Source organism: Streptomyces sp. NPDC028928, assembly GCF_055564915.1.
The window spans coordinates 61,356-77,984 of record NZ_JBVHVI010000013.1 but is presented as its reverse complement, the minus strand read 5'-3'; the positions used below and the strand labels follow the sequence as shown (position 1 = coordinate 77,984).

Here is a 16,629-nt window from a genome sequence, read left to right as displayed (position 1 = left end):
CGCCCCTACAGGGCGCGCTGCCATCGACGGCCGTTCACCTGCCCGGGTTCGTCACCGATGACGTACCGCACCCGTCGCCCGTGCACACGCCTCGCGGGCGCGCGGCAGCCACGGGGCCGGCAGCCGCGCGCGAGGCGGGCGTACGGGTCCCTGGCCGGGAGGGTGTGAGTCGTCATCGTCGGTCAGCCTACCGAGGTTCAGCCCCGCCCGTGGCGCAAAGCCGGATGTTCGCCCGCGGCCACCAGATCGGCGACCGCCGCCTTCGGGTCGCGGCCGGTCACCAGGGACTCGCCGACCAGCACCGCGTCGGCGCCGGCGTTGGCGTAGGCGATCAGGTCGTGCGGGCCGCGGACGCCGGACTCGGCGACCTTGACGAGGTGGTCCGGGATCTCCGGGGCGACCCGCTCGAACGTCCCGCGGTCGACCTCCAGCGTCTTCAGGTTGCGCGCGTTGACGCCGATGATCTTGGCGCCGGCGTCCACCGCCCGCTCGACCTCGTCCTCGTCGTGCACCTCGACCAGCGGGGTAAGGCCGATGGACACCGCCCGCTCGATCAGCGACTCCAGGGCCGGCTGGTCCAGGGCGGCCACGATCAGCAGCGCGAGGTCGGCGCCGTACGCCCGGGCCTCCCAGAGCTGGTACGACGTGACGATGAAGTCCTTGCGCAGGACGGGGATGTCCACGCGCGCGCGGACGGCCTCCAGGTCGGCGAGCGAACCGCCGAAGCGGCGCTGTTCGGTGAGGACGGAGATGACGGCCGCGCCGCCCGCCTCGTAGTCCGCGGCGAGTCCGGCCGGGTCGGCGATCGCGGCCAGCGCGCCCTTGGAGGGGCTGGAGCGCTTGACCTCGCAGATCACCTTGACGCCGTCGCCCTTGAGTGCGGCCACCCCGTCCTTGGCGGCGGGGGCCTTCGCCGCACGCTCCTTGAGCTCGTCGAGGGTGACGCGTGCCTGCCGCTCCGCGAGGTCGGCACGGACTCCGTCGATGATCTCGTCGAGCACACTCACGCGAGCGGCCCCCTTCCAGACGGTGGTTCCTTCAGGTTCTGAAAACCCGTGGTCAATGCGATGGTATCCGCAGGAACGCCGAGGCTTCGCATCCAGCGGATGCCGGTCCCACTACCTGGACATTCGCTGTTCGATCAAGGGTGGAGCCAGCCACCGAACGGCAGGTTACGCACGACGGTGAACACCAGCAGCAGTGCGCCGAGGGCCCACAGCTGTGCCGTTCCGAGCCCGATCCGCACCGGCCGGCCGCGTGCCGCGCGGGCCGTCCAGAAGGTCCACAGCACGCCGAAGCCCAGGTAGGCCAGCACACCGAGCGCGTTGTCGCGCAGCGCGCCGAGCAGATCACCGTGCACGAAGGCGTGCGCGCTGCGCAGGCCCCCGCAGCCCGGGCAGTACAGCCCGGTGAGCTGGAAGAGGGGGCAGACGGGGTAGTGGCCGGGTTCGTTCGGGTCCACGGCCCCCACGTAGCCGAAGGCCCCCGCCACGGCCGCGAGCAGCCCCACCGGCACGGCGATGCGCCGCCAGACGGGGACGAGGGCGGCGGCCGGTCGGCTGTGGACGTTCACGCGGGCATTCTCCCCCGCCGATCACGACCCTGCCTCACGGGGCAAACGCGAGGGGCGGTCCGCAGCACCCCTTCGGATGCCGGACCGCCCCTCGCGGAAACCCGGGACTCAGCTCTCCGCGGCCACCGGCTCGCGCTTCGCGGCGGGCGCGGTGTGCGGCAGGGCGCGGGCCTGCTTCGGCTGGCCGAGGCCCATGGCGCGCATGATGCCGCCGACCACACCGCCGAGGAGGGTGAGAGCCATGCCGGCCCAGAAGCCGACGGGCTGGGCCATCACCATGAAGGCACCCGCGACGCAGAAACCGATGAAGGCGATGATGACACCGGTCCAGGCGGCCGGGGTGTGACCGTGGCTGCTGCCCGCCATGACTTGCTCCTCGTTGCTGTCTGTGTGTCGTACGAGCCGGACGCTCGCCGTCCATTGTCCCGTACGCGTGCGTGTGCCGGACGCGGGGGTGGCGTCTGGTTCACCACATCCGGGTTCAGGCGCCCGTCGGGTCCTCGCCCCGGTCCAGGGCCTTCCAGATCTCCTCGGGCCGCTCCGGGTCGGCCGGGCGGGCGCCGCGCCGCGGGCGGGCGGTGCCGCGTTCGTAGCGTCCGGACATCGCGGGCCACAGGCTGCCGTAGCGCAGGGCGAGCAGTCCGGCGAGCAGGATCAGCAGGCCGCCGACGGCCGCGACGTAGGGCCAGCCGGTGTGGGTGAGCGCGTCGACGGTGGCGGAGGTGTCGCCGCTGGCCTTGGCGGCCTGCTCGTCCAGGGCGGAGCCGTCGGCGGCGGCCACCAGGGCGGCGGCGGCGATCCCGGCGCCGGAGAGCGCCAGCAGCCCGGAGACGAGGAGCCGGCCGGCGCGGCGGACGGCGAAGACGGCGACGAGGGCGGCGAGGCCCACTATGGCGAGGGCCGCGGGGACGCCCGTGACATCGCTGCCCTTGGCGGTCAGCGGGAACGCGCCGCCGGCCACCGTCGCGGTGCCCTCCGCCCAGCGCTGCCGGGTCGCGAGCAGCGCCACGGCCGCGCCGAGCGCACCGCACAGGAGGGCCACGGCGAGGCTCCGCCGGCCGGACCGGGCGGTCGCGGCGGCTTCGGAACGGGGGTGAGGTACGGCAGTCACGTACTCCACTATCGCCTGAACCCCGGGCGAACCGTCACCCGGGGTTGGTATGAGAAGCGCCCTACCGCCCCAGGCGGTTCGCCGTGTGCACCGCCCGCAGGACCGCGGCCGCCTTGTTCCGGCACTCCTGGTCCTCCGCGACCGGGTCGGAGTCGGCGACGACGCCGGCGCCCGCCTGGACGTAGGCGGTGCCGTCGCGGAGCAGGGCCGTACGGATGGCGATCGCGGTGTCGGAGTCGCCGGCGAAGTCGAGATAGCCGACGCAGCCGCCGTACAGACCGCGCCGGGACGGCTCCAGTTCGTCGATGATCTGCATCGCGCGGGGCTTGGGGGCGCCGGAGAGGGTGCCGGCCGGGAAGCACGCGGTGAGGACGTCGAAGGCCGTGCGGCCGGGGGCCACCCTGCCGGTGACGGTGGAGACGATGTGCATCACGTGCGAGTAGCGCTCGATGGACATGAAGTCGACCACCTCGACCGAGCCGGGCTCGCAGACCCGGCCGAGGTCGTTGCGGCCGAGGTCGACCAGCATCAGGTGCTCGGCGCGCTCCTTGGGGTCGGCGAGCAGTTCCTCGGCGAGGGCCTGGTCCTCCTGCGGGGTGGCGCCGCGGTGCCGGGTGCCGGCGATGGGGTGGACCATCGCGCGCCCGTCCTCGACCTTCACCAGGGCCTCGGGGGAGGAGCCGACGACGTCGAACCCCTCGAAACGGAACAGGTACATGTACGGGGAGGGGTTGGTCGCCCTGAGGACCCGGTAGACGTCCAGGGCGCTCGCCGTGCACGGGGTCTCGAAGCGCTGGGAGGGCACCACCTGGAAGGCCTCGCCCGCGCGGATGCGCTCCTTGATGTCCTCGACGGCCACCTGGAAGTCCGGGCCGCCCCACAGCGCGGTGTACTCGGGCAGCTCGGAGGGCGGGAGGTGGGCGGGGGGCTGGGCGACCGGGCGGGTCAGGTCCGCCTCCATGGCGTCCAGGCGGGCCACGGCGTCCGCGTACGCCTCGTCGACGCCGGTGTCCAGGTCGTTGTGGTTGATCGCGTTGGCGATCAGCAGGACCGAGCCCTCCCAGTGGTCCATCACCGCGAGGTCGCTGGTCAGCAGCATGGTCAGCTCGGGCAGCCCCAGGTCGTCGCGCTCGCCGGGGCCGATCTTCTCCAGGCGGCGGACGATGTCGTAGCCCAGGTAGCCGACCATGCCGCCGGTGAAGGGGGGCAGGTCCTCCTGGTGCGGGGTGTGCAGGGCCTGGAGGGTGGCGCGCAGGGCCTGGAGGGGGTCGCCGTCCGTGGGGACGCCGACGGGCGGGGCGCCCAGCCAGTGGGCCTGGCCGTCCCGCACGGTGAGCGTGGCGGCGCTGCGGACGCCGACGAAGGAGTAGCGCGACCAGGAACGGCCGTTCTCCGCGGATTCCAGCAGGAAGGTGCCGGGGCGCTCGGCGGCGAGCTTGCGGTAGAGCGCGACCGGGGTGTCGCCGTCGGCGAGGAGCTTGCGCGTGACCGGGATGACTCGCCGGTCGGTGGCCAGCTTGCGGAAGGTCTCCAGTTCCATGGCCGCTGACCTTACTGATCGGATCCGGGTACGCCGGAACCGGCGTCCTTGAGCAGCACGTCCGCGTCGAAGCAGGTGCGCGCGCCGGTGTGGCAGGCGGCGCCCACCTGGTCGACCTTCACCAGCAGGGTGTCGGCGTCACAGTCCAGCGCGACCGACTTCACCCGCTGGAAGTGGCCGGAGGTGTCGCCCTTGACCCAGTACTCCTGGCGGCTGCGCGACCAGTAGGTGCAGCGGCCGGTGGTCAGCGTCCGGTGCAGCGCCTCGTCGTCCATCCAGCCGAGCATGAGCACCTCGCCGGTGTCGTACTGCTGGGCGATGGCGGGGAGGAGCCCGTCGGCGCTGCGCTTGAGCCGCGCGGCGATCTCCGGGTCGAGGCTGCTGGGCCGGGGTGCACCGGTCGTACTGGTCATGGGTGCCATTGTGCCGCGCGGCACTGACATCGCCCGGGCTGTGTCCATTGGGCGGAATGTTTACGTGGTCGTAGGCTGACAGCATGTCGACCTTCGCCAAGCGTGAACGGCTTCTTCTCGCCGACCTCTTGGAAACCGTCGGGCCGGACGCCGAGACCCTCTGCGAGGGCTGGCGCACGCGGGACCTGGCCGCGCACGTGGTCGTGCGCGAGCGCCGCCCGGACGCGGCCGGGGGCACACTGCTCAAGCAGCTCGCGCCGCGCCTGGAGAAGGTGATGGCCGAGTACACCGCGAAGCCGTACGAGGAGCTGATCCAGCTGATCCGTACCGGCCCGCCGCGGTTCTCGCCCTTCCAGCTCAAGCAGATCGACGAGGCGGCCAACATCGTGGAGTTCTACGTCCACACGGAGGACGTCCGCCGTGCCCAGCCGGACTGGACTCCGCGTGAGCTGGACCCCGTCTTCCAGGACGCGCTGTGGTCCCGCCTGGAACGCGCCGCGCGGCTGATGGGCCGGGGCGTGCCGACGGGTCTGGTGCTGCGCCGGCCGGACGGCCAGACGGCGGTGGCGCACCGGGGCACGCCGGTGGTCACGGTGACCGGTGAGCCGTCGGAGCTGCTGATGTTCGCGTACGGCCGGCAGCGCGCGGCCAAGGTGGATTTGGACGGCGACGCCGAGGCGATCGACCGGCTGCACGAGTCGAAGCAGCTGGGCATCTGAGAGGACCGGCATGATCAAGGTGGCGATGACCGGCGTGTACGTGGACGACGTGCCGAAGGCGCACGCCTTCTACACCGAGGTCCTCGGCTTCGAGACCCGCACGCACATGGACCTCGGCGACGGCACGCTCTTCGTGACGGTCGGGGCGCGGGACGGCGCCCAGCCGGATCTGCAGCTGCTGCTGGAACCGGGCCAGGGCCCGATCGCGGAGCCGTACCGCAGGGCGCTGCACGAGGCGGGGCTGCCGTGCATCGTCTTCTCCGTGGACGACATCCGGGGCGAGTACGAGCGGCTGAGCGGCCTCGGCGTCCGGTTCACGCATCCGCCGCAGGAGCAGGGCCCGATGCTGGCGGCGGTGTTCGACGACACGGTGGGCAACCTGGTGCAGCTGGTTCAGCCGAAGGAGTGACGGCGGTCAGCCGGGGAGTTCCGCGCGGCGCAGGCCCGGTACGGCGAGGGCGACGACCCCGCCGAGTCCGCAGACGGCCGCGCTGACGACGAACACCGGGCCGAGGCCCCACGCCCCGATCGCCGCGGCGGCGAACGGCATGCTCAGCGGGGTGAGGCCGAGGCTGACCAGGCTGGAGACGGAGGTGACCCGGCCGAGGTAGGCGGGGTCGGCCTGGGTCTGGAGCAGGGCCCCGCACATCGCGCCGCTGAGCCCGGTGAGCAGGCCGACGAGCACGGCGGTGGCGACGGCGGCCGCGAGGGCCGGCACGTAGGCGAGGGCGCCGATGGCCGCGGACCCCGCGATGACGGCGCACCCGGTGACCAGCCCGGCCCGGGGCAACCGCCCCCGGACGGCCAACAGCAACGAGGCGGCCCCCGCCCCGGCCCCGAACCCGGCCAGCACCCACCCCATCCCGGCGGCACCCCAGCCACGCCGGTCGGCGAGCAGGGTCAGACCGACGTTCAGCGGCCCGACGAACCCGAGGTCACCGAGGGCGATGGCGAGCATGAGCGGGCCGAGGACCCGGTGCCGGCGGACGTAGCGCAGACCGGCTGCGAGGTCGCTCCAGGCGGTCCCCGTCGTGCCGGTGGCGCCGTCCTTCGGCAGTTCCCGCACCCGCACCGCCACCAGCAGCGGCACCGAGACGGCGATGAGCAGCCCGGCGAGGGTGAACGCGGCCGGGGCGCCGCCGGTGGCCACGCCGAGGCCGCCGAGGGGGGCGCCCACGACGCTCGCGCAGCGGATGGCGAGGCCGCGCATGCCCTGGACGCGGGCGAGCTGGTCCTTGCCGGTGATCCGGGCCGGGAGGGCGCCCACGGCGGGCATGAAGACGGCGTCGACGGCACCGAAGACCACCGCCAGCAGGGCGAGCGGCCACAGCCCGGGGCTGGTGAGGAACAGCAGGGCGGCGACGGCGAGGACGGCGGCGCAGCGTACGGCGTCGCCGGCGATGACCACGCGTCTCGGTCCCAGCCGGTCGGCGATCACGCCGCCACCGAGCATCAGCAGGGCCCTGGGCAGGGCGCTCGCCGCCATCACCAGCCCGGCCTGAGCGGGGGTGCCGGCCTGGACGGCGGCCCAGGACAGGGCGAGGTAGTAGACGCTGTCGCCGAGCATCGAGGAGGTGTAGGCACCGAGCCAGCGCAGGACGTTGGGGTCGCGGTGGGCCTGCACGGTCGCCGGCGGCACGAGCGTGGCGGTCACGGGAGGGTGTCCTCTCAGACGCGGAAGTCAGACACGGAAGTCAGACACGGAGGCCAGACGCGGAGGTCAGACACGGAGGTCAGACGCGGAGGTCACACACGGAACGGGAAGCCGTACACGTGCAGCGCGACATGCCCGCGGCCCTCGGTGTCCCCGGCCGCCTCCCGCGCTCGCCCCCGCTCGTCGTACCGCTCGAGCAGCTCGGTCAGGTCCCTCTGCAGCGCGGCGAGTTCACCGGCGGTGAGCCGCAGCAGGGTCTCGGAGTCGCCTGCCGCCGCATTCCACTCGGGACCCCAGTGGGCACGCTCGTCCAGGTACCTGCGGTACATCTCGACACGCTGCTCCAGGAACAGCCGCGAGGCAGCCAGGTGCGCGGCCACCTTCTCGGGGGCGTCCTGGAAGTCCGCGTCGCGGACGGTGACACCCTCGGACGACGGCTGCCACCAGCGCTCCCGCGCGTCCGCACTGCGCGCCTCGGCCTCTTCCACCAGACCGTGCTCGGCCAGCTTGCGCAGGTGGTAGCTGACGAGGGAGACGGCCTCGTCCACCTGCTCGGCCAGCTGTGAGGCGGTGGCCGCCTCGGCGACGAACAGGAGGCGGTACAGCCTCATGCGCAGCGGATGGGCGAGCGCCTTGAGCGTGCCGATGTCGGTGATCCGGCGGTTCCCCTCACGTGCCATGCCCTGGAGCCTAGATACGAAAGCGAAACTGCACAATATTCCTTGCGCAATTTTTCTTTCTCATCCGGACGCGAAAAGACCCCGGCCGCGCCCGGCCGGGGTCTCAGGTGACGCGGTCACCTCACGGGGTGGCCGGCGTCCCGCAGGGTCTGCTTCACCTCGCCGATCCTCAGGTCGCCGAAGTGGAACACCGACGCGGCCAGGACCGCGTCCGCGCCCGCCTCGACGGCCGGGGGGAAGTCGGCGAGCTTGCCGGCGCCGCCGGAGGCGATCACCGGGACGGTCACGTGCTTGCGGACCGCCGCGATCATCTCCAGGTCGTAGCCGTCCTTCGTGCCGTCCGCGTCCATGGAGTTCAGCAGAATCTCCCCCGCGCCCAGCTCGGCCGCCCGGTGCGCCCACTCCACCGCGTCGATGCCGGTGCCGCGCCGGCCGCCGTGGGTGGTGACCTCGAAGGTGCCCTCGGGGGTGCGGCGGGCGTCGACCGACAGGACCAGGACCTGGCGGCCGAACCGCTCGGCGATCTCGCGGATCAGGTCGGGGCGGGCGATCGCGGCGGTGTTCACGCCCACCTTGTCGGCGCCCGCCCGCAGCAGCTTGTCCACGTCCTCGGCCGTGCGGACACCGCCGCCGACGGTCAGCGGGATGAACACCTGCTCGGCGGTGCGGCGCACCACGTCGTACGTCGTCTCCCGGTTGCCGGAGGACGCGGTGATGTCCAGGAACGTCAGCTCGTCGGCGCCCTCGGCGTCGTACACCTTGGCCATCTCGACGGGGTCGCCCGCGTCGCGAAGGTTCTGGAAGTTGACGCCCTTGACGACCCGGCCGTTGTCCACGTCCAGGCAGGGGATGACTCGGACCGCCAGGGTCATGACTGCTCAGGCTCCTCTGAATGCTTCAAGTTCTACTTCGACCAGGATGCGCGGATCGACGAAGCCCTCCACGACCAGCAGGGTCGAGGCCGGGCGGACGGTGTCGAACAGCTCCTTGTGGGCCCGCCCGACGGCGTCCACGTCCCGCGCATGGGTCAGGTACATCCTCGTACGGATCACGGACTCGATGCCGAGCCCGAACTCGCCGATCGCCTCGACCGCGCTGGTGAAGGCCACCTTGGCCTGTTCGTAGGGGTCGCCCTCCCCGTACAGCACGGTGCCCTTGAAGGACGTCGTGCCCGCCACCAGGACGCGGTCGCCCGCCGCGACGGCGCGTGCGAAACCGAAGGACTCTTCCCAGGGACTTCCGTTCTGCACACGCCGCACGGCATCGCTCATGACGACACAGCCTCCAAGGCCTCTTCCAGGGTGAACGCCTTCGCGTACAGGGCCTTCCCGACGATGGCCCCCTCGACACCGAGCGGGACGAGGTCGGCGATGGCGCGGAGGTCGTCCAGGGACGACACGCCGCCGGAGGCCACGACCGGGCGGTCCGTCGCCGCACAGACATTGCGCAGCAGCTCCAGGTTCGGGCCCTGCAGCGTGCCGTCCTTGGCGATGTCGGTGACGACGTACCGCGCGCAGCCCTCCTTGTTGAGGCGCTCCAGCGTCTCGTACAGGTCGCCGCCGTCGCGGGTCCAGCCGCGGCCGCGCAGGGTGGTGCCGCGCACGTCCAGGCCGACGGCGATCTTGTCGCCGTGCTCGGCGATGACCTTGGCGACCCACTCGGGGGTCTCCAGGGCGGCCGTGCCGAGGTTGACCCGGGTGCAGCCGGTGGCGAGGGCGGCCGCCAGGGTGTCGTCGTCGCGGATGCCGCCGGACAGTTCCACCTTGATGTCCATCGCCTTGGTGACCTCGGCGATCAGGGCGCGGTTGTCGCCGGTGCCGAACGCGGCGTCCAGGTCGACCAGGTGCAGCCACTCGGCGCCGGAGCGCTGCCAGGCGAGGGCGGCCTCCAGCGGGGAGCCGTAGGACGTCTCGGTCCCGGACTCGCCGTGCACGAGGCGGACGGCCTGGCCGTCGCGGACGTCGACGGCGGGGAGGAGTTCGAGCTTGGCCATGGTCTACAGGGTTCCGATCCAGTTGGTGAGGAGCTGGGCACCGGCGTCGCCGGACTTCTCGGGGTGGAACTGGGTGGCCCACAGGGCGCCGTTCTCCACGGCGGCCACGAACGGCTTGCCGTGCGTCGACCAGGTGATCTTGGGGGCCTCGATCACGGGGTTGTGGGTCTCCAGCTGCCACTCGTGGACGGCGTAGGAGTGCACGAAGTAGAAGCGGGCGTCGGCGTCCAGGCCGGCGAACAGCTGGGAGCCGGCCGGGGCGTCGACGGTGTTCCAGCCCATGTGGGGCACGATGTCGGCCTGGAGCGGTTCGACCGTGCCGGGCCACTCGTCCAGGCCCTCGGCCTCCACGCCGTGCTCGATGCCGCGCGCGAAGAGGATCTGCATGCCGACGCAGATGCCCATGACCGGGCGTCCGCCGGACAGCCGGCGGTCCACGACCCAGTCGCCGCGGGCGGCGCGCAGACCCTGCATGCAGGCGGCGAACGCGCCGACGCCCGGCACGAGCAGACCGTCGGCGTTCATCGCCTTGTCGAAGTCACGCGTGATCTCGACGTCGGCGCCCACGCGCGCGAGGGCGCGTTCGGCGGAGCGGACGTTGCCGAAGCCGTAGTCGAAGACGACGACCTTCTTGGTGCTCAATTCCACACCTCCAGCCGCATGACGCCCGCCACCAGGCACAGGCCCGCGCCGATCGAGAGCAGCACGATCAGGCTGGTGGGCATCTTCTGCTTGACGAAGGAGATGATGCCGCCGACCAGGAAGAGGCCGACGACGATCAGGAGGGTCGACAGACCGTTCATGGGGTTACAGCGCGCCCTTCGTGGAGGGGAGGATACCGGCCGCGCGAGGGTCGCGCTCGGAGGCGTAACGCAGGGCCCGGGCCAGCGCCTTGAACTGGCACTCCACGATGTGGTGCGCGTTGCGCCCGTACGGCACGTGCACGTGCAGCGCGATCTGCGCCTGGGCGACGAAGGACTCCAGGATGTGCCGGGTCATCGTCGTGTCGTACTCGCCGATCATCGGCGCCATGTTCTCGGGCTCGGTGTGCACGAGGTAGGGCCGGCCGCTCAGGTCGACCGTCACCTGCGCCAGCGACTCGTCCAGCGGGACCGTGCAGTTGCCGAAGCGGTAGATGCCCACCTTGTCGCCGAGGGCCTGCTTGAAGGCGGCGCCGAGGGCGAGGGCGGTGTCCTCGATGGTGTGGTGGGAGTCGATGTGCAGGTCGCCGTCGGTCTTCACGGTCAGGTCGAACAGACCGTGCCGGCCGAGCTGGTCGAGCATGTGGTCGTAGAAGCCGACGCCGGTGGCGATGTCGGTCCGGCCGGTGCCGTCGAGGTCTATCTCGACCAGCACCGAGGTCTCCTTGGTGGTGCGCTCCACGCGTCCAACGCGGCTCATGAACTCTGCTCCTTCTTCAACTCACGGACCGCGTCGAGGAACGCGTCGTTCTCCTCCGGCGTGCCGGCGGACACCCGCAGCCACCCCGGTACGCCGTTGTCCCGGACCAGGACGCCCCGGTCGAGGATCTTCTGCCAGGCCTCGTGGGCGCTGGCGAACCGGCCGAACTGGACGAAGTTCGCGTCGGACTCGGTGACCTCGTAGCCGATCGCGCGCAGCTCGGCGACCAGCCGGTCCCGTTCGGCCTTCAGCTGCTCGACGTAGCCCAGCAGCGTGTCGGTGTGCTCCAGCGCGGCCAGCGCGGTCGCCTGGGTGATCGCCGACAGGTGGTACGGCAGCCGTACGAGCTGGACGGCGTCCACGACCGCGGGGTGCGCGGCGAGATAGCCGAGGCGCAGGCCGGCGGCGCCGAACGCCTTCGACATGGTGCGGGAGACGACCAGGTTCGGCCGGCCCTCCAGCAGCGGCAGCAGCGAGTCGCCGTGGCTGAACTCGATGTAGGCCTCGTCCACGATGACCATGGACGGCTTGGCCGCCTGGGCCGCGTCGTACAGCGCGAGGACCGTCTCGGGCGGAACCGCGTTGCCGGTGGGGTTGTTGGGGGTGGTGATGAAGACGACATCGGGCCGGTGCTCGGCGATGGCCCGCTCGGCCGCGGCGAGGTCGATCGTGAAGTCCTCGTTCCGCGGGCCCGGGATCCAGCCCGTGCCCGTACCGCGCGCGATGAGCGCGTGCATCGAGTACGACGGCTCGAAGCCGATCGCCGTACGGCCCGGTCCGCCGAAGGTCTGCAGCAGCTGCTGGATGACCTCGTTGGAGCCGTTGGCGGCCCACACGTTCTCGATGCCGAGCGGGTACTTGCCGGTCTTCGTCAGGTACTTGGCCAGCTCGGTGCGCAGCTGGACCGCGTCCCGGTCGGGGTAGCGGTTCAGGTTCCGGGCGGCCTCCCGCACCCGCTCCGCGATCCGCTCGACCAGCGGCTCGGGCAACGGGTAGGGGTTCTCGTTGGTGTTCAGCCGTACGGGGACGTCCAGCTGGGGCGCGCCGTAGGGGGACTTGCCGCGCAGCTCGTCCCGTACGGGGAGATCGTCGATTCCGAAGCTCACTTGCTCTCAGGCACCTTCCAACCGAACCTCGCCTTGATCGCCGCGCCGTGCGCGGGCAGGTCCTCCGCCTCCGCCAGCGTCACCACGTGGTGGGCGACCTCGGCGAGCGCGTCCTTCGTGTAGTCCACGATGTGGATGCCGCGCAGGAAGGACTGGACGGACAGGCCCGAGGAGTGGCAGGCGCAGCCGCCGGTGGGCAGCACGTGGTTGGACCCGGCCGCGTAGTCGCCGAGCGACACGGGAGCCCACGGGCCGATGAAGACCGCGCCCGCGTTCCTGACCCGGTCGGCGACCGCGGCGGCGTCGGCGGTCTGGATCTCCAGGTGCTCGGCGCCGTAGGCGTCGACCACCTTCAGTCCCTCCTCGATGCCGTCCACGAGGACGATCGCGGACTGCCTGCCCTTGAGCGCGGGCACGATCCGGTCGTCGCTGTGCTTGGTGGCCGCGACCTGCGGCTGCAGCTCCTTCTCCACCGCCTCCGCCAGCTCGACGGAGTCGGTGACGAGGACGGCCGCCGCGAGCGGGTCGTGCTCGGCCTGGCTGATCAGGTCGGCGGCGACGTGCACCGGGTCGGCGCCGGCGTCCGCGAGGATCGCGATCTCGGTCGGGCCGGCCTCAGCGTCGATGCCGATCTTGCCGGTGAAGTAGCGCTTGGCGGCGGCGACCCAGATGTTGCCGGGGCCGGTGACCATGTTCGCGGGCGGGCAGGACTCGGTGCCGTACGCGAACATCGCGACGGCGGTGGCGCCGCCCGCGGCGTACACCTCGTCCACGCCGAGCAGGGCGCAGGCGGCGAGGATCGTCGGGTGCGGCAGGCCGCCGAACTCGGCCTGGGCCGGCGAGGCCAGCGCGATGGACTCGACCCCGGCCTCCTGGGCGGGGACCACGTTCATCACCACGGAGGACGGGTAGACCGAGCGGCCGCCCGGCGCGTAGAGGCCGACGCGCTGCACCGGCACCCACTTCTCGGTCACCGAGCCGCCGGGCACCACCTGCGTGGTGTGCGTCGTGCGGCGCTGCGCGCGGTGGACCAGCCGGGCGCGGCGGATGGACTCCTCCAGGGCGGCGCGGACGGCCGGGTCGAGACCGGCGAGCGCGTCGGTGAGCGCCTGGGCCGGGACACGGACGGTTTCCAGCCGTACTCCGTCGAACTTCTCGGCGAAGTCGATCAGCGCCGCGTCGCCGCGATGATGCACGGCCTCGCAGATCGGGCGCACCTTCTCCAGGGCGGCCTGAACGTCGAAGTCGGCTCGGGGCAGCAGGTCGCGCAGGGCGGGGCCCTCGGGAAGGGCGTCGCCGCGCAGATCGATTCGGGAAATCACAGTCCCAATTCTCTCAGACCGGTGTCGGGAGCCGTCCGCGCGTATCAATGGCTGATACAGAACGTGGGCCAACGGGTGGTACATAGGCTGGCCGGAACGCGGAAGATCACCTTCACGTGTGGTGTTCCGGGGGTCACGCAGCGGGCATGAACGGCTGTACGAAAACCACTGAAACCCACTGAACCGGGAGAGGAGAACGGTGACCGAGGGTGCCGGCATCCGCACCGGGGACCTGCCGGACGACCTGACCGCGACCGAGGCGGGCATGTGGCAGGCCTTCCGCAACGGCAGCGTGTACGACCTCAGCCGCGGGGACTTCGTGGTGGACGATCCGCACGGCGGGCAGCCCTGGGGTCCCGAGCGGACCGTGCGGGCCCGCATCGTCTGCTGGCTGCTGCTGGACGGCCCGCCGGCGCTGGCCGGCCGGGTGTCCGCGCTGAAGCTCGTCGGGGTGCGGATCACCGGCGCGCTGGACCTGGCGGGCGGCCAGGTCACGCCGTACGTCGAGCTGACCGGCTGCCGCTTCGACGAGGAGGTGCGGCTGCCGGAGGCCCGGTTCACGACCGTACGGCTGGTGGACTGCTCGGTGCCGCGCCTGGAGGCGGCCCGCGTGCACACCGAGGGCGACCTGCATCTGCCGCGCTGCCGGTTCCGCAGCGGGGTCCGGCTGACGGACGCGCACATCGGCACCGATCTGCTGCTCAACCAGGTGATCGCGCACCGCGACCGCAGCGGGCGGTCGATCGCGGCGGACGGCCTGACCGTCGGCCAGGACCTCCAGGCGGAGATGCTGGAGTCGCACGGCGAGTTCAGCCTGCGCGGCGCCCAGATCGGCGTCTCGCTCAGCCTGCGCGGCGCGAAGCTCGCCAACCCTTACGCCCGCTTCGCCCTGAACGCCCCCCAGCTGACGGTCGAGCGCACCCTGTACCTGACCCCGGCCGGGGTGGGCAGCCCTCTGCTGAGCGGCACGACGCCCGCGCGCGGGACGCGTATCCAGCGGTTCGACTGCCGGGGCGGGGTGCGCCTGGACGACGGCCGGTTCGGGGACGCCGTCGACCTGGAGCGGGCCCGGTTCGCCCTCACCGACGACCAGGAGCTGTCGCTGCGCCGGGTGCAGACGCCGGAGCTGCGCTTCCTCGGGGACAAGCCGCAGCACGGCAAGGTGGTGCTGTCCGGTGCGCGGGTGGTGAACCTGGTGGACCGGGCGAGCAGCTGGCCGGACGCGGGCCGGCTGCACATGGGCGGGTTCACCTACGAGGCCCTGGTGCCGCAGGGCCCGTTCCCGCTGACCGAGCGCCTGGACTGGGTGGCGGCGGCCACCGCCGAGTACGCGCCGGAGCCGTACGAGCGGCTGGCCTCGGTGCTGCGCGCCGCCGGGGAGGACGAGGACGCTCGCGAGGTGCTGCTCGCCAAGCAGCGCCGGCGGCGCGAGACGCTGCCGCTGGCCGCCAAGTTCTGGGGGTACGTCCAGGACCTGGCGGTCGCCTACGGCTACCGCCCGGGCCGGGCCCTGGTGTGGATGGCGGTGCTGTGGGCGGCGGGCACGCTGGCGTTCGCGCACGCGGACCATCCGCCGCTGAACTCCGGCGGCCATCCGGTCTGGAGCCCGGCGCTGTTCACGCTGGACCTGCTGCTGCCGGTGATCGACCTGGGCCAGGCCGGCCAGTGGCAGCTGAGCGGCGGCTGGCAGTGGCTGGCGACGGTGCTGATCCTGCTCGGCTGGATCCTGGCGACGACGGTGGCGGCGGGGGCGACCAGGTTGCTGCGGCGGAGCTGACGGCGGTCGCCCGGGGGAGTGACGCGACTGCTGCGGCACAACTGACAGCGGCTGCCCGGGCGGAGTGACGCGACTGCTGCGGCGGAGCTGACGCGTGCTGCCGCGGCGGGGTGACGGGGCCGGCGCGGCGGAGTGAAGCGGCTGTGACGGCAGTGCTGACGGAACACACAATTCCGTCACCACTTGAACCTTCACCTTTTACCGGTCCTTGACCGTCGGCCGTACAACTTTCCGTAACTTGTCCAGGCCCACTGGCGCGGCCCCGACCTGCGGACTTTCAATGGTCGGCACCATGGCTCTGCTGCCCTCGTTCATCCGCCCCACCCGGATGACCAAACGCGCCACGCGCCCGGCCGGACGGCCGCCGGCCGGGGACGAGGCCGTACTCGACGCGCCCGACGACCGCCTCTCCCCCGCGCTGGTCGCGGCCGGCCGGGGCGAGTACGCCACCGCGGCCGGCCTGCTCGCCGCCACCCGCGCCGCGGCCGAGTGGGAGAACCGGGACCGGTACCTACGACGCCTGACCGCCTTCGCCCGCTCACGCCCCGAGTGGTACGAGGAGTGGCGCGCCGCCGCCCCGGACGACCCCGGGATGCTGCTGGTCGGGGCCCAGCTGGCGGTGGACCGCGCCTGGCCCTCGCCGGCCCGCGCCGAGCTGCTGCGCGAGGTGAGCCCGCTCATCACCGCCGCCGCCCGCGCCGACGACCGCGACCCGGTGCCCTGGCGGATCGCGCTCGACCACGCCCGCGGCTCGCGGGCCGGGCACCGCTACTTCGAGGAGCTGTGGGAGGCGGCGGTCCGGCGCGCCCCGCACCACTACGGCTGCCATGTGGCCGCCCTGCGCTACCTGGCCACCTTCGGGCACGGCTGCCACCGCGCGTGCTTCGACTTCGCCGACCGGGCCGCGCAGGACGCCCCGGCCGGCTCGCTCGTGCAGGCCCTGCCCGCCCGGGCCGCGTTCGGCTGGCTGACCGACGGCTGCGGGCCCGAGGTGCCGCGCGCGCGGCTGGACGCGGCGGCCGACCGCGCGATCGAGCTGTCCGGACGCTTCCCGGCGGCCGACCCGTGGCCCGCCGAGGTCCGCAACAAGCTCCTGTACGTGCTGCTGCGGCTGGACCGCTACGAGGACGCCCGCACCCAGCTGCGCCTGATCGGCCCGTACGCCACGTCCTTCCCCTGGGACCGGTTCTCGGACGACCCCCTCGGCCACTTCCTGCGCCTGCGCGAGCACCTGGAGACGGCGGGTTCCCGGCCCGCCCCGGCCGGGCTGCTGACGGCGTCCGCGGGGCCCCTCGGCGACCGGGGCGGACACGTGTGCGCCGACGACCACTAGGCTGGGG

The 16,629-nt window shown here is 72.5% G+C and carries 21 protein-coding genes; 4 read left to right on the top strand and 17 right to left on the bottom strand.

Annotated features, from left to right (window positions below; all coding sequences use genetic code 11):
• Positions 1-5 precede the first annotated feature (5 nt).
• The 7 genes from trpM to hisI form a co-directional block, all read right to left on the bottom strand.
• Positions 6-176, bottom strand: coding sequence for a tryptophan biosynthesis modulator TrpM (gene trpM / locus ACZ4U1_RS29055; protein ID WP_467907115.1), 171 nt, complete (start codon positions 174-176; stop codon positions 6-8).
• Between the two features lie 21 nt (positions 177-197).
• Positions 198-1,007: an indole-3-glycerol phosphate synthase TrpC gene (trpC, locus tag ACZ4U1_RS29050; RefSeq protein WP_467907114.1), complete on the bottom strand. Its 810-nt coding sequence runs from the start codon at positions 1,005-1,007 to the stop codon at positions 198-200.
• A 134-nt stretch (positions 1,008-1,141) separates the two neighbouring features.
• Positions 1,142-1,573 (bottom strand): DUF2752 domain-containing protein, encoded by a 432-nt coding sequence (locus ACZ4U1_RS29045; protein ID WP_467907113.1) that lies wholly within the window; start codon positions 1,571-1,573, stop codon positions 1,142-1,144.
• Between the two features lie 108 nt (positions 1,574-1,681).
• Entirely contained in the window at positions 1,682-1,939 is a 258-nt protein-coding gene (locus ACZ4U1_RS29040; protein ID WP_467907112.1) for an HGxxPAAW family protein, read from the bottom strand.
• Positions 1,940-2,054: 115 nt separating this feature from the next.
• Complete coding sequence (locus tag ACZ4U1_RS29035; RefSeq protein ID WP_467907111.1) at positions 2,055-2,693, bottom strand: TIGR02234 family membrane protein; 639 nt, start codon at positions 2,691-2,693, stop codon at positions 2,055-2,057.
• Between the two features lie 52 nt (positions 2,694-2,745).
• The gene (locus tag ACZ4U1_RS29030; protein ID WP_467907110.1) at positions 2,746-4,224 is read right to left on the bottom strand and encodes an anthranilate synthase component I; all 1,479 of its coding nucleotides are present in this window, start codon (positions 4,222-4,224) and stop codon (positions 2,746-2,748) included.
• Between the two features lie 11 nt (positions 4,225-4,235).
• Positions 4,236-4,637: a phosphoribosyl-AMP cyclohydrolase gene (gene hisI / locus ACZ4U1_RS29025; protein ID WP_467907109.1), complete on the bottom strand. Its 402-nt coding sequence runs from the start codon at positions 4,635-4,637 to the stop codon at positions 4,236-4,238.
• An 83-nt stretch (positions 4,638-4,720) separates the two neighbouring features.
• On the opposite strand from hisI, the gene ACZ4U1_RS29020 reads away from it, so the two are divergent.
• Both ACZ4U1_RS29020 and ACZ4U1_RS29015 read left to right on the top strand, forming a co-directional pair.
• Entirely contained in the window at positions 4,721-5,356 is a 636-nt protein-coding gene (locus ACZ4U1_RS29020; RefSeq protein ID WP_467907108.1) for a TIGR03085 family metal-binding protein, read from the top strand.
• Positions 5,357-5,366: 10 nt separating this feature from the next.
• Positions 5,367-5,765, top strand: coding sequence for a VOC family protein (locus ACZ4U1_RS29015; RefSeq protein WP_467907107.1), 399 nt, complete (start codon positions 5,367-5,369; stop codon positions 5,763-5,765).
• 6 nt (positions 5,766-5,771) lie between these two features.
• On the opposite strand, the gene ACZ4U1_RS29010 is transcribed toward ACZ4U1_RS29015, so the two are convergent.
• The 10 genes from ACZ4U1_RS29010 to hisD all read right to left on the bottom strand — a co-directional run bounded on the left by ACZ4U1_RS29010 (position 5,772) and on the right by hisD (position 13,512).
• A complete protein-coding gene (locus tag ACZ4U1_RS29010; protein WP_467907106.1) occupies positions 5,772-7,010 on the bottom strand; it encodes an MFS transporter in 1,239 nt (412 codons plus the stop codon).
• 92 nt (positions 7,011-7,102) lie between these two features.
• The gene (locus ACZ4U1_RS29005) at positions 7,103-7,690 is read right to left on the bottom strand and encodes an ArsR/SmtB family transcription factor (protein ID WP_467907105.1); all 588 of its coding nucleotides are present in this window, start codon (positions 7,688-7,690) and stop codon (positions 7,103-7,105) included.
• Positions 7,691-7,806: 116 nt separating this feature from the next.
• Entirely contained in the window at positions 7,807-8,562 is a 756-nt protein-coding gene (gene hisF / locus ACZ4U1_RS29000) for an imidazole glycerol phosphate synthase subunit HisF (protein ID WP_467907104.1), read from the bottom strand.
• A gap of 6 nt (positions 8,563-8,568) precedes the next feature.
• Positions 8,569-8,961: a RidA family protein gene (locus ACZ4U1_RS28995; RefSeq protein WP_467907103.1), complete on the bottom strand. Its 393-nt coding sequence runs from the start codon at positions 8,959-8,961 to the stop codon at positions 8,569-8,571.
• Entirely contained in the window at positions 8,958-9,683 is a 726-nt protein-coding gene (gene priA, locus ACZ4U1_RS28990) for a bifunctional 1-(5-phosphoribosyl)-5-((5-phosphoribosylamino)methylideneamino)imidazole-4-carboxamide isomerase/phosphoribosylanthranilate isomerase PriA (RefSeq protein ID WP_467907102.1), read from the bottom strand. Before priA ends, ACZ4U1_RS28995 begins: the two co-directional genes overlap by 4 nt.
• Before the next feature lie 3 nt (positions 9,684-9,686).
• Complete coding sequence (gene hisH / locus ACZ4U1_RS28985) at positions 9,687-10,331, bottom strand: imidazole glycerol phosphate synthase subunit HisH (protein WP_467907101.1); 645 nt, start codon at positions 10,329-10,331, stop codon at positions 9,687-9,689.
• Positions 10,322-10,486 carry a hypothetical protein gene (locus tag ACZ4U1_RS28980; protein ID WP_189303816.1) on the bottom strand — a complete coding sequence of 55 codons (165 nt, stop codon included), beginning with the start codon at positions 10,484-10,486 and terminating at the stop codon, positions 10,322-10,324. Before ACZ4U1_RS28980 ends, hisH begins: the two co-directional genes overlap by 10 nt.
• A gap of 4 nt (positions 10,487-10,490) precedes the next feature.
• Positions 10,491-11,084 (bottom strand): imidazoleglycerol-phosphate dehydratase HisB, encoded by a 594-nt coding sequence (hisB, locus tag ACZ4U1_RS28975; RefSeq protein WP_030783530.1) that lies wholly within the window; start codon positions 11,082-11,084, stop codon positions 10,491-10,493.
• Complete coding sequence (locus ACZ4U1_RS28970; protein WP_467907100.1) at positions 11,081-12,190, bottom strand: histidinol-phosphate transaminase; 1,110 nt, start codon at positions 12,188-12,190, stop codon at positions 11,081-11,083. Before ACZ4U1_RS28970 ends, hisB begins: the two co-directional genes overlap by 4 nt.
• Positions 12,187-13,512 carry a histidinol dehydrogenase gene (gene hisD / locus ACZ4U1_RS28965; protein ID WP_467907099.1) on the bottom strand — a complete coding sequence of 442 codons (1,326 nt, stop codon included), beginning with the start codon at positions 13,510-13,512 and terminating at the stop codon, positions 12,187-12,189. Before hisD ends, ACZ4U1_RS28970 begins: the two co-directional genes overlap by 4 nt.
• A gap of 199 nt (positions 13,513-13,711) precedes the next feature.
• On the opposite strand from hisD, the gene ACZ4U1_RS28960 reads away from it, so the two are divergent.
• The gene (locus tag ACZ4U1_RS28960; protein ID WP_467907098.1) at positions 13,712-15,289 is read left to right on the top strand and encodes an oxidoreductase; all 1,578 of its coding nucleotides are present in this window, start codon (positions 13,712-13,714) and stop codon (positions 15,287-15,289) included.
• A gap of 280 nt (positions 15,290-15,569) precedes the next feature.
• Entirely contained in the window at positions 15,570-16,622 is a 1,053-nt protein-coding gene (locus ACZ4U1_RS28955; protein WP_467907097.1) for a hypothetical protein, read from the top strand.
• Positions 16,623-16,629 lie beyond the last annotated feature (7 nt).

Excerpts from the sequence above, each read along its gene's own strand:
- hisB (WP_030783530.1), bottom strand. The coding sequence starts at position 11,084 with ATGAGCCGCGTTGGACGCGTGGAGCGCACCACCAAGGAGACCTCGGTG.
- ACZ4U1_RS29030 (WP_467907110.1), bottom strand. The coding sequence starts at position 4,224 with ATGGAACTGGAGACCTTCCGCAAGCTGGCCACCGACCGGCGAGTCATC.
- hisF (WP_467907104.1), bottom strand. The coding sequence starts at position 8,562 with ATGACCCTGGCGGTCCGAGTCATCCCCTGCCTGGACGTGGACAACGGC.
- priA (WP_467907102.1), bottom strand. The coding sequence starts at position 9,683 with ATGGCCAAGCTCGAACTCCTCCCCGCCGTCGACGTCCGCGACGGCCAG.
- trpM (WP_467907115.1), bottom strand. The coding sequence starts at position 176 with ATGACGACTCACACCCTCCCGGCCAGGGACCCGTACGCCCGCCTCGCG.
- ACZ4U1_RS28980 (WP_189303816.1), bottom strand. The coding sequence starts at position 10,486 with ATGAACGGTCTGTCGACCCTCCTGATCGTCGTCGGCCTCTTCCTGGTC.
- ACZ4U1_RS29015 (WP_467907107.1), top strand. The coding sequence starts at position 5,367 with ATGATCAAGGTGGCGATGACCGGCGTGTACGTGGACGACGTGCCGAAG.
- ACZ4U1_RS28995 (WP_467907103.1), bottom strand. The coding sequence starts at position 8,961 with ATGAGCGATGCCGTGCGGCGTGTGCAGAACGGAAGTCCCTGGGAAGAG.
- hisI (WP_467907109.1), bottom strand. The coding sequence starts at position 4,637 with ATGACCAGTACGACCGGTGCACCCCGGCCCAGCAGCCTCGACCCGGAG.
- ACZ4U1_RS29020 (WP_467907108.1), top strand. The coding sequence starts at position 4,721 with ATGTCGACCTTCGCCAAGCGTGAACGGCTTCTTCTCGCCGACCTCTTG.
- ACZ4U1_RS29005 (WP_467907105.1), bottom strand. The coding sequence starts at position 7,690 with ATGGCACGTGAGGGGAACCGCCGGATCACCGACATCGGCACGCTCAAG.
- ACZ4U1_RS29040 (WP_467907112.1), bottom strand. The coding sequence starts at position 1,939 with ATGGCGGGCAGCAGCCACGGTCACACCCCGGCCGCCTGGACCGGTGTC.
- ACZ4U1_RS28955 (WP_467907097.1), top strand. The coding sequence starts at position 15,570 with ATGGTCGGCACCATGGCTCTGCTGCCCTCGTTCATCCGCCCCACCCGG.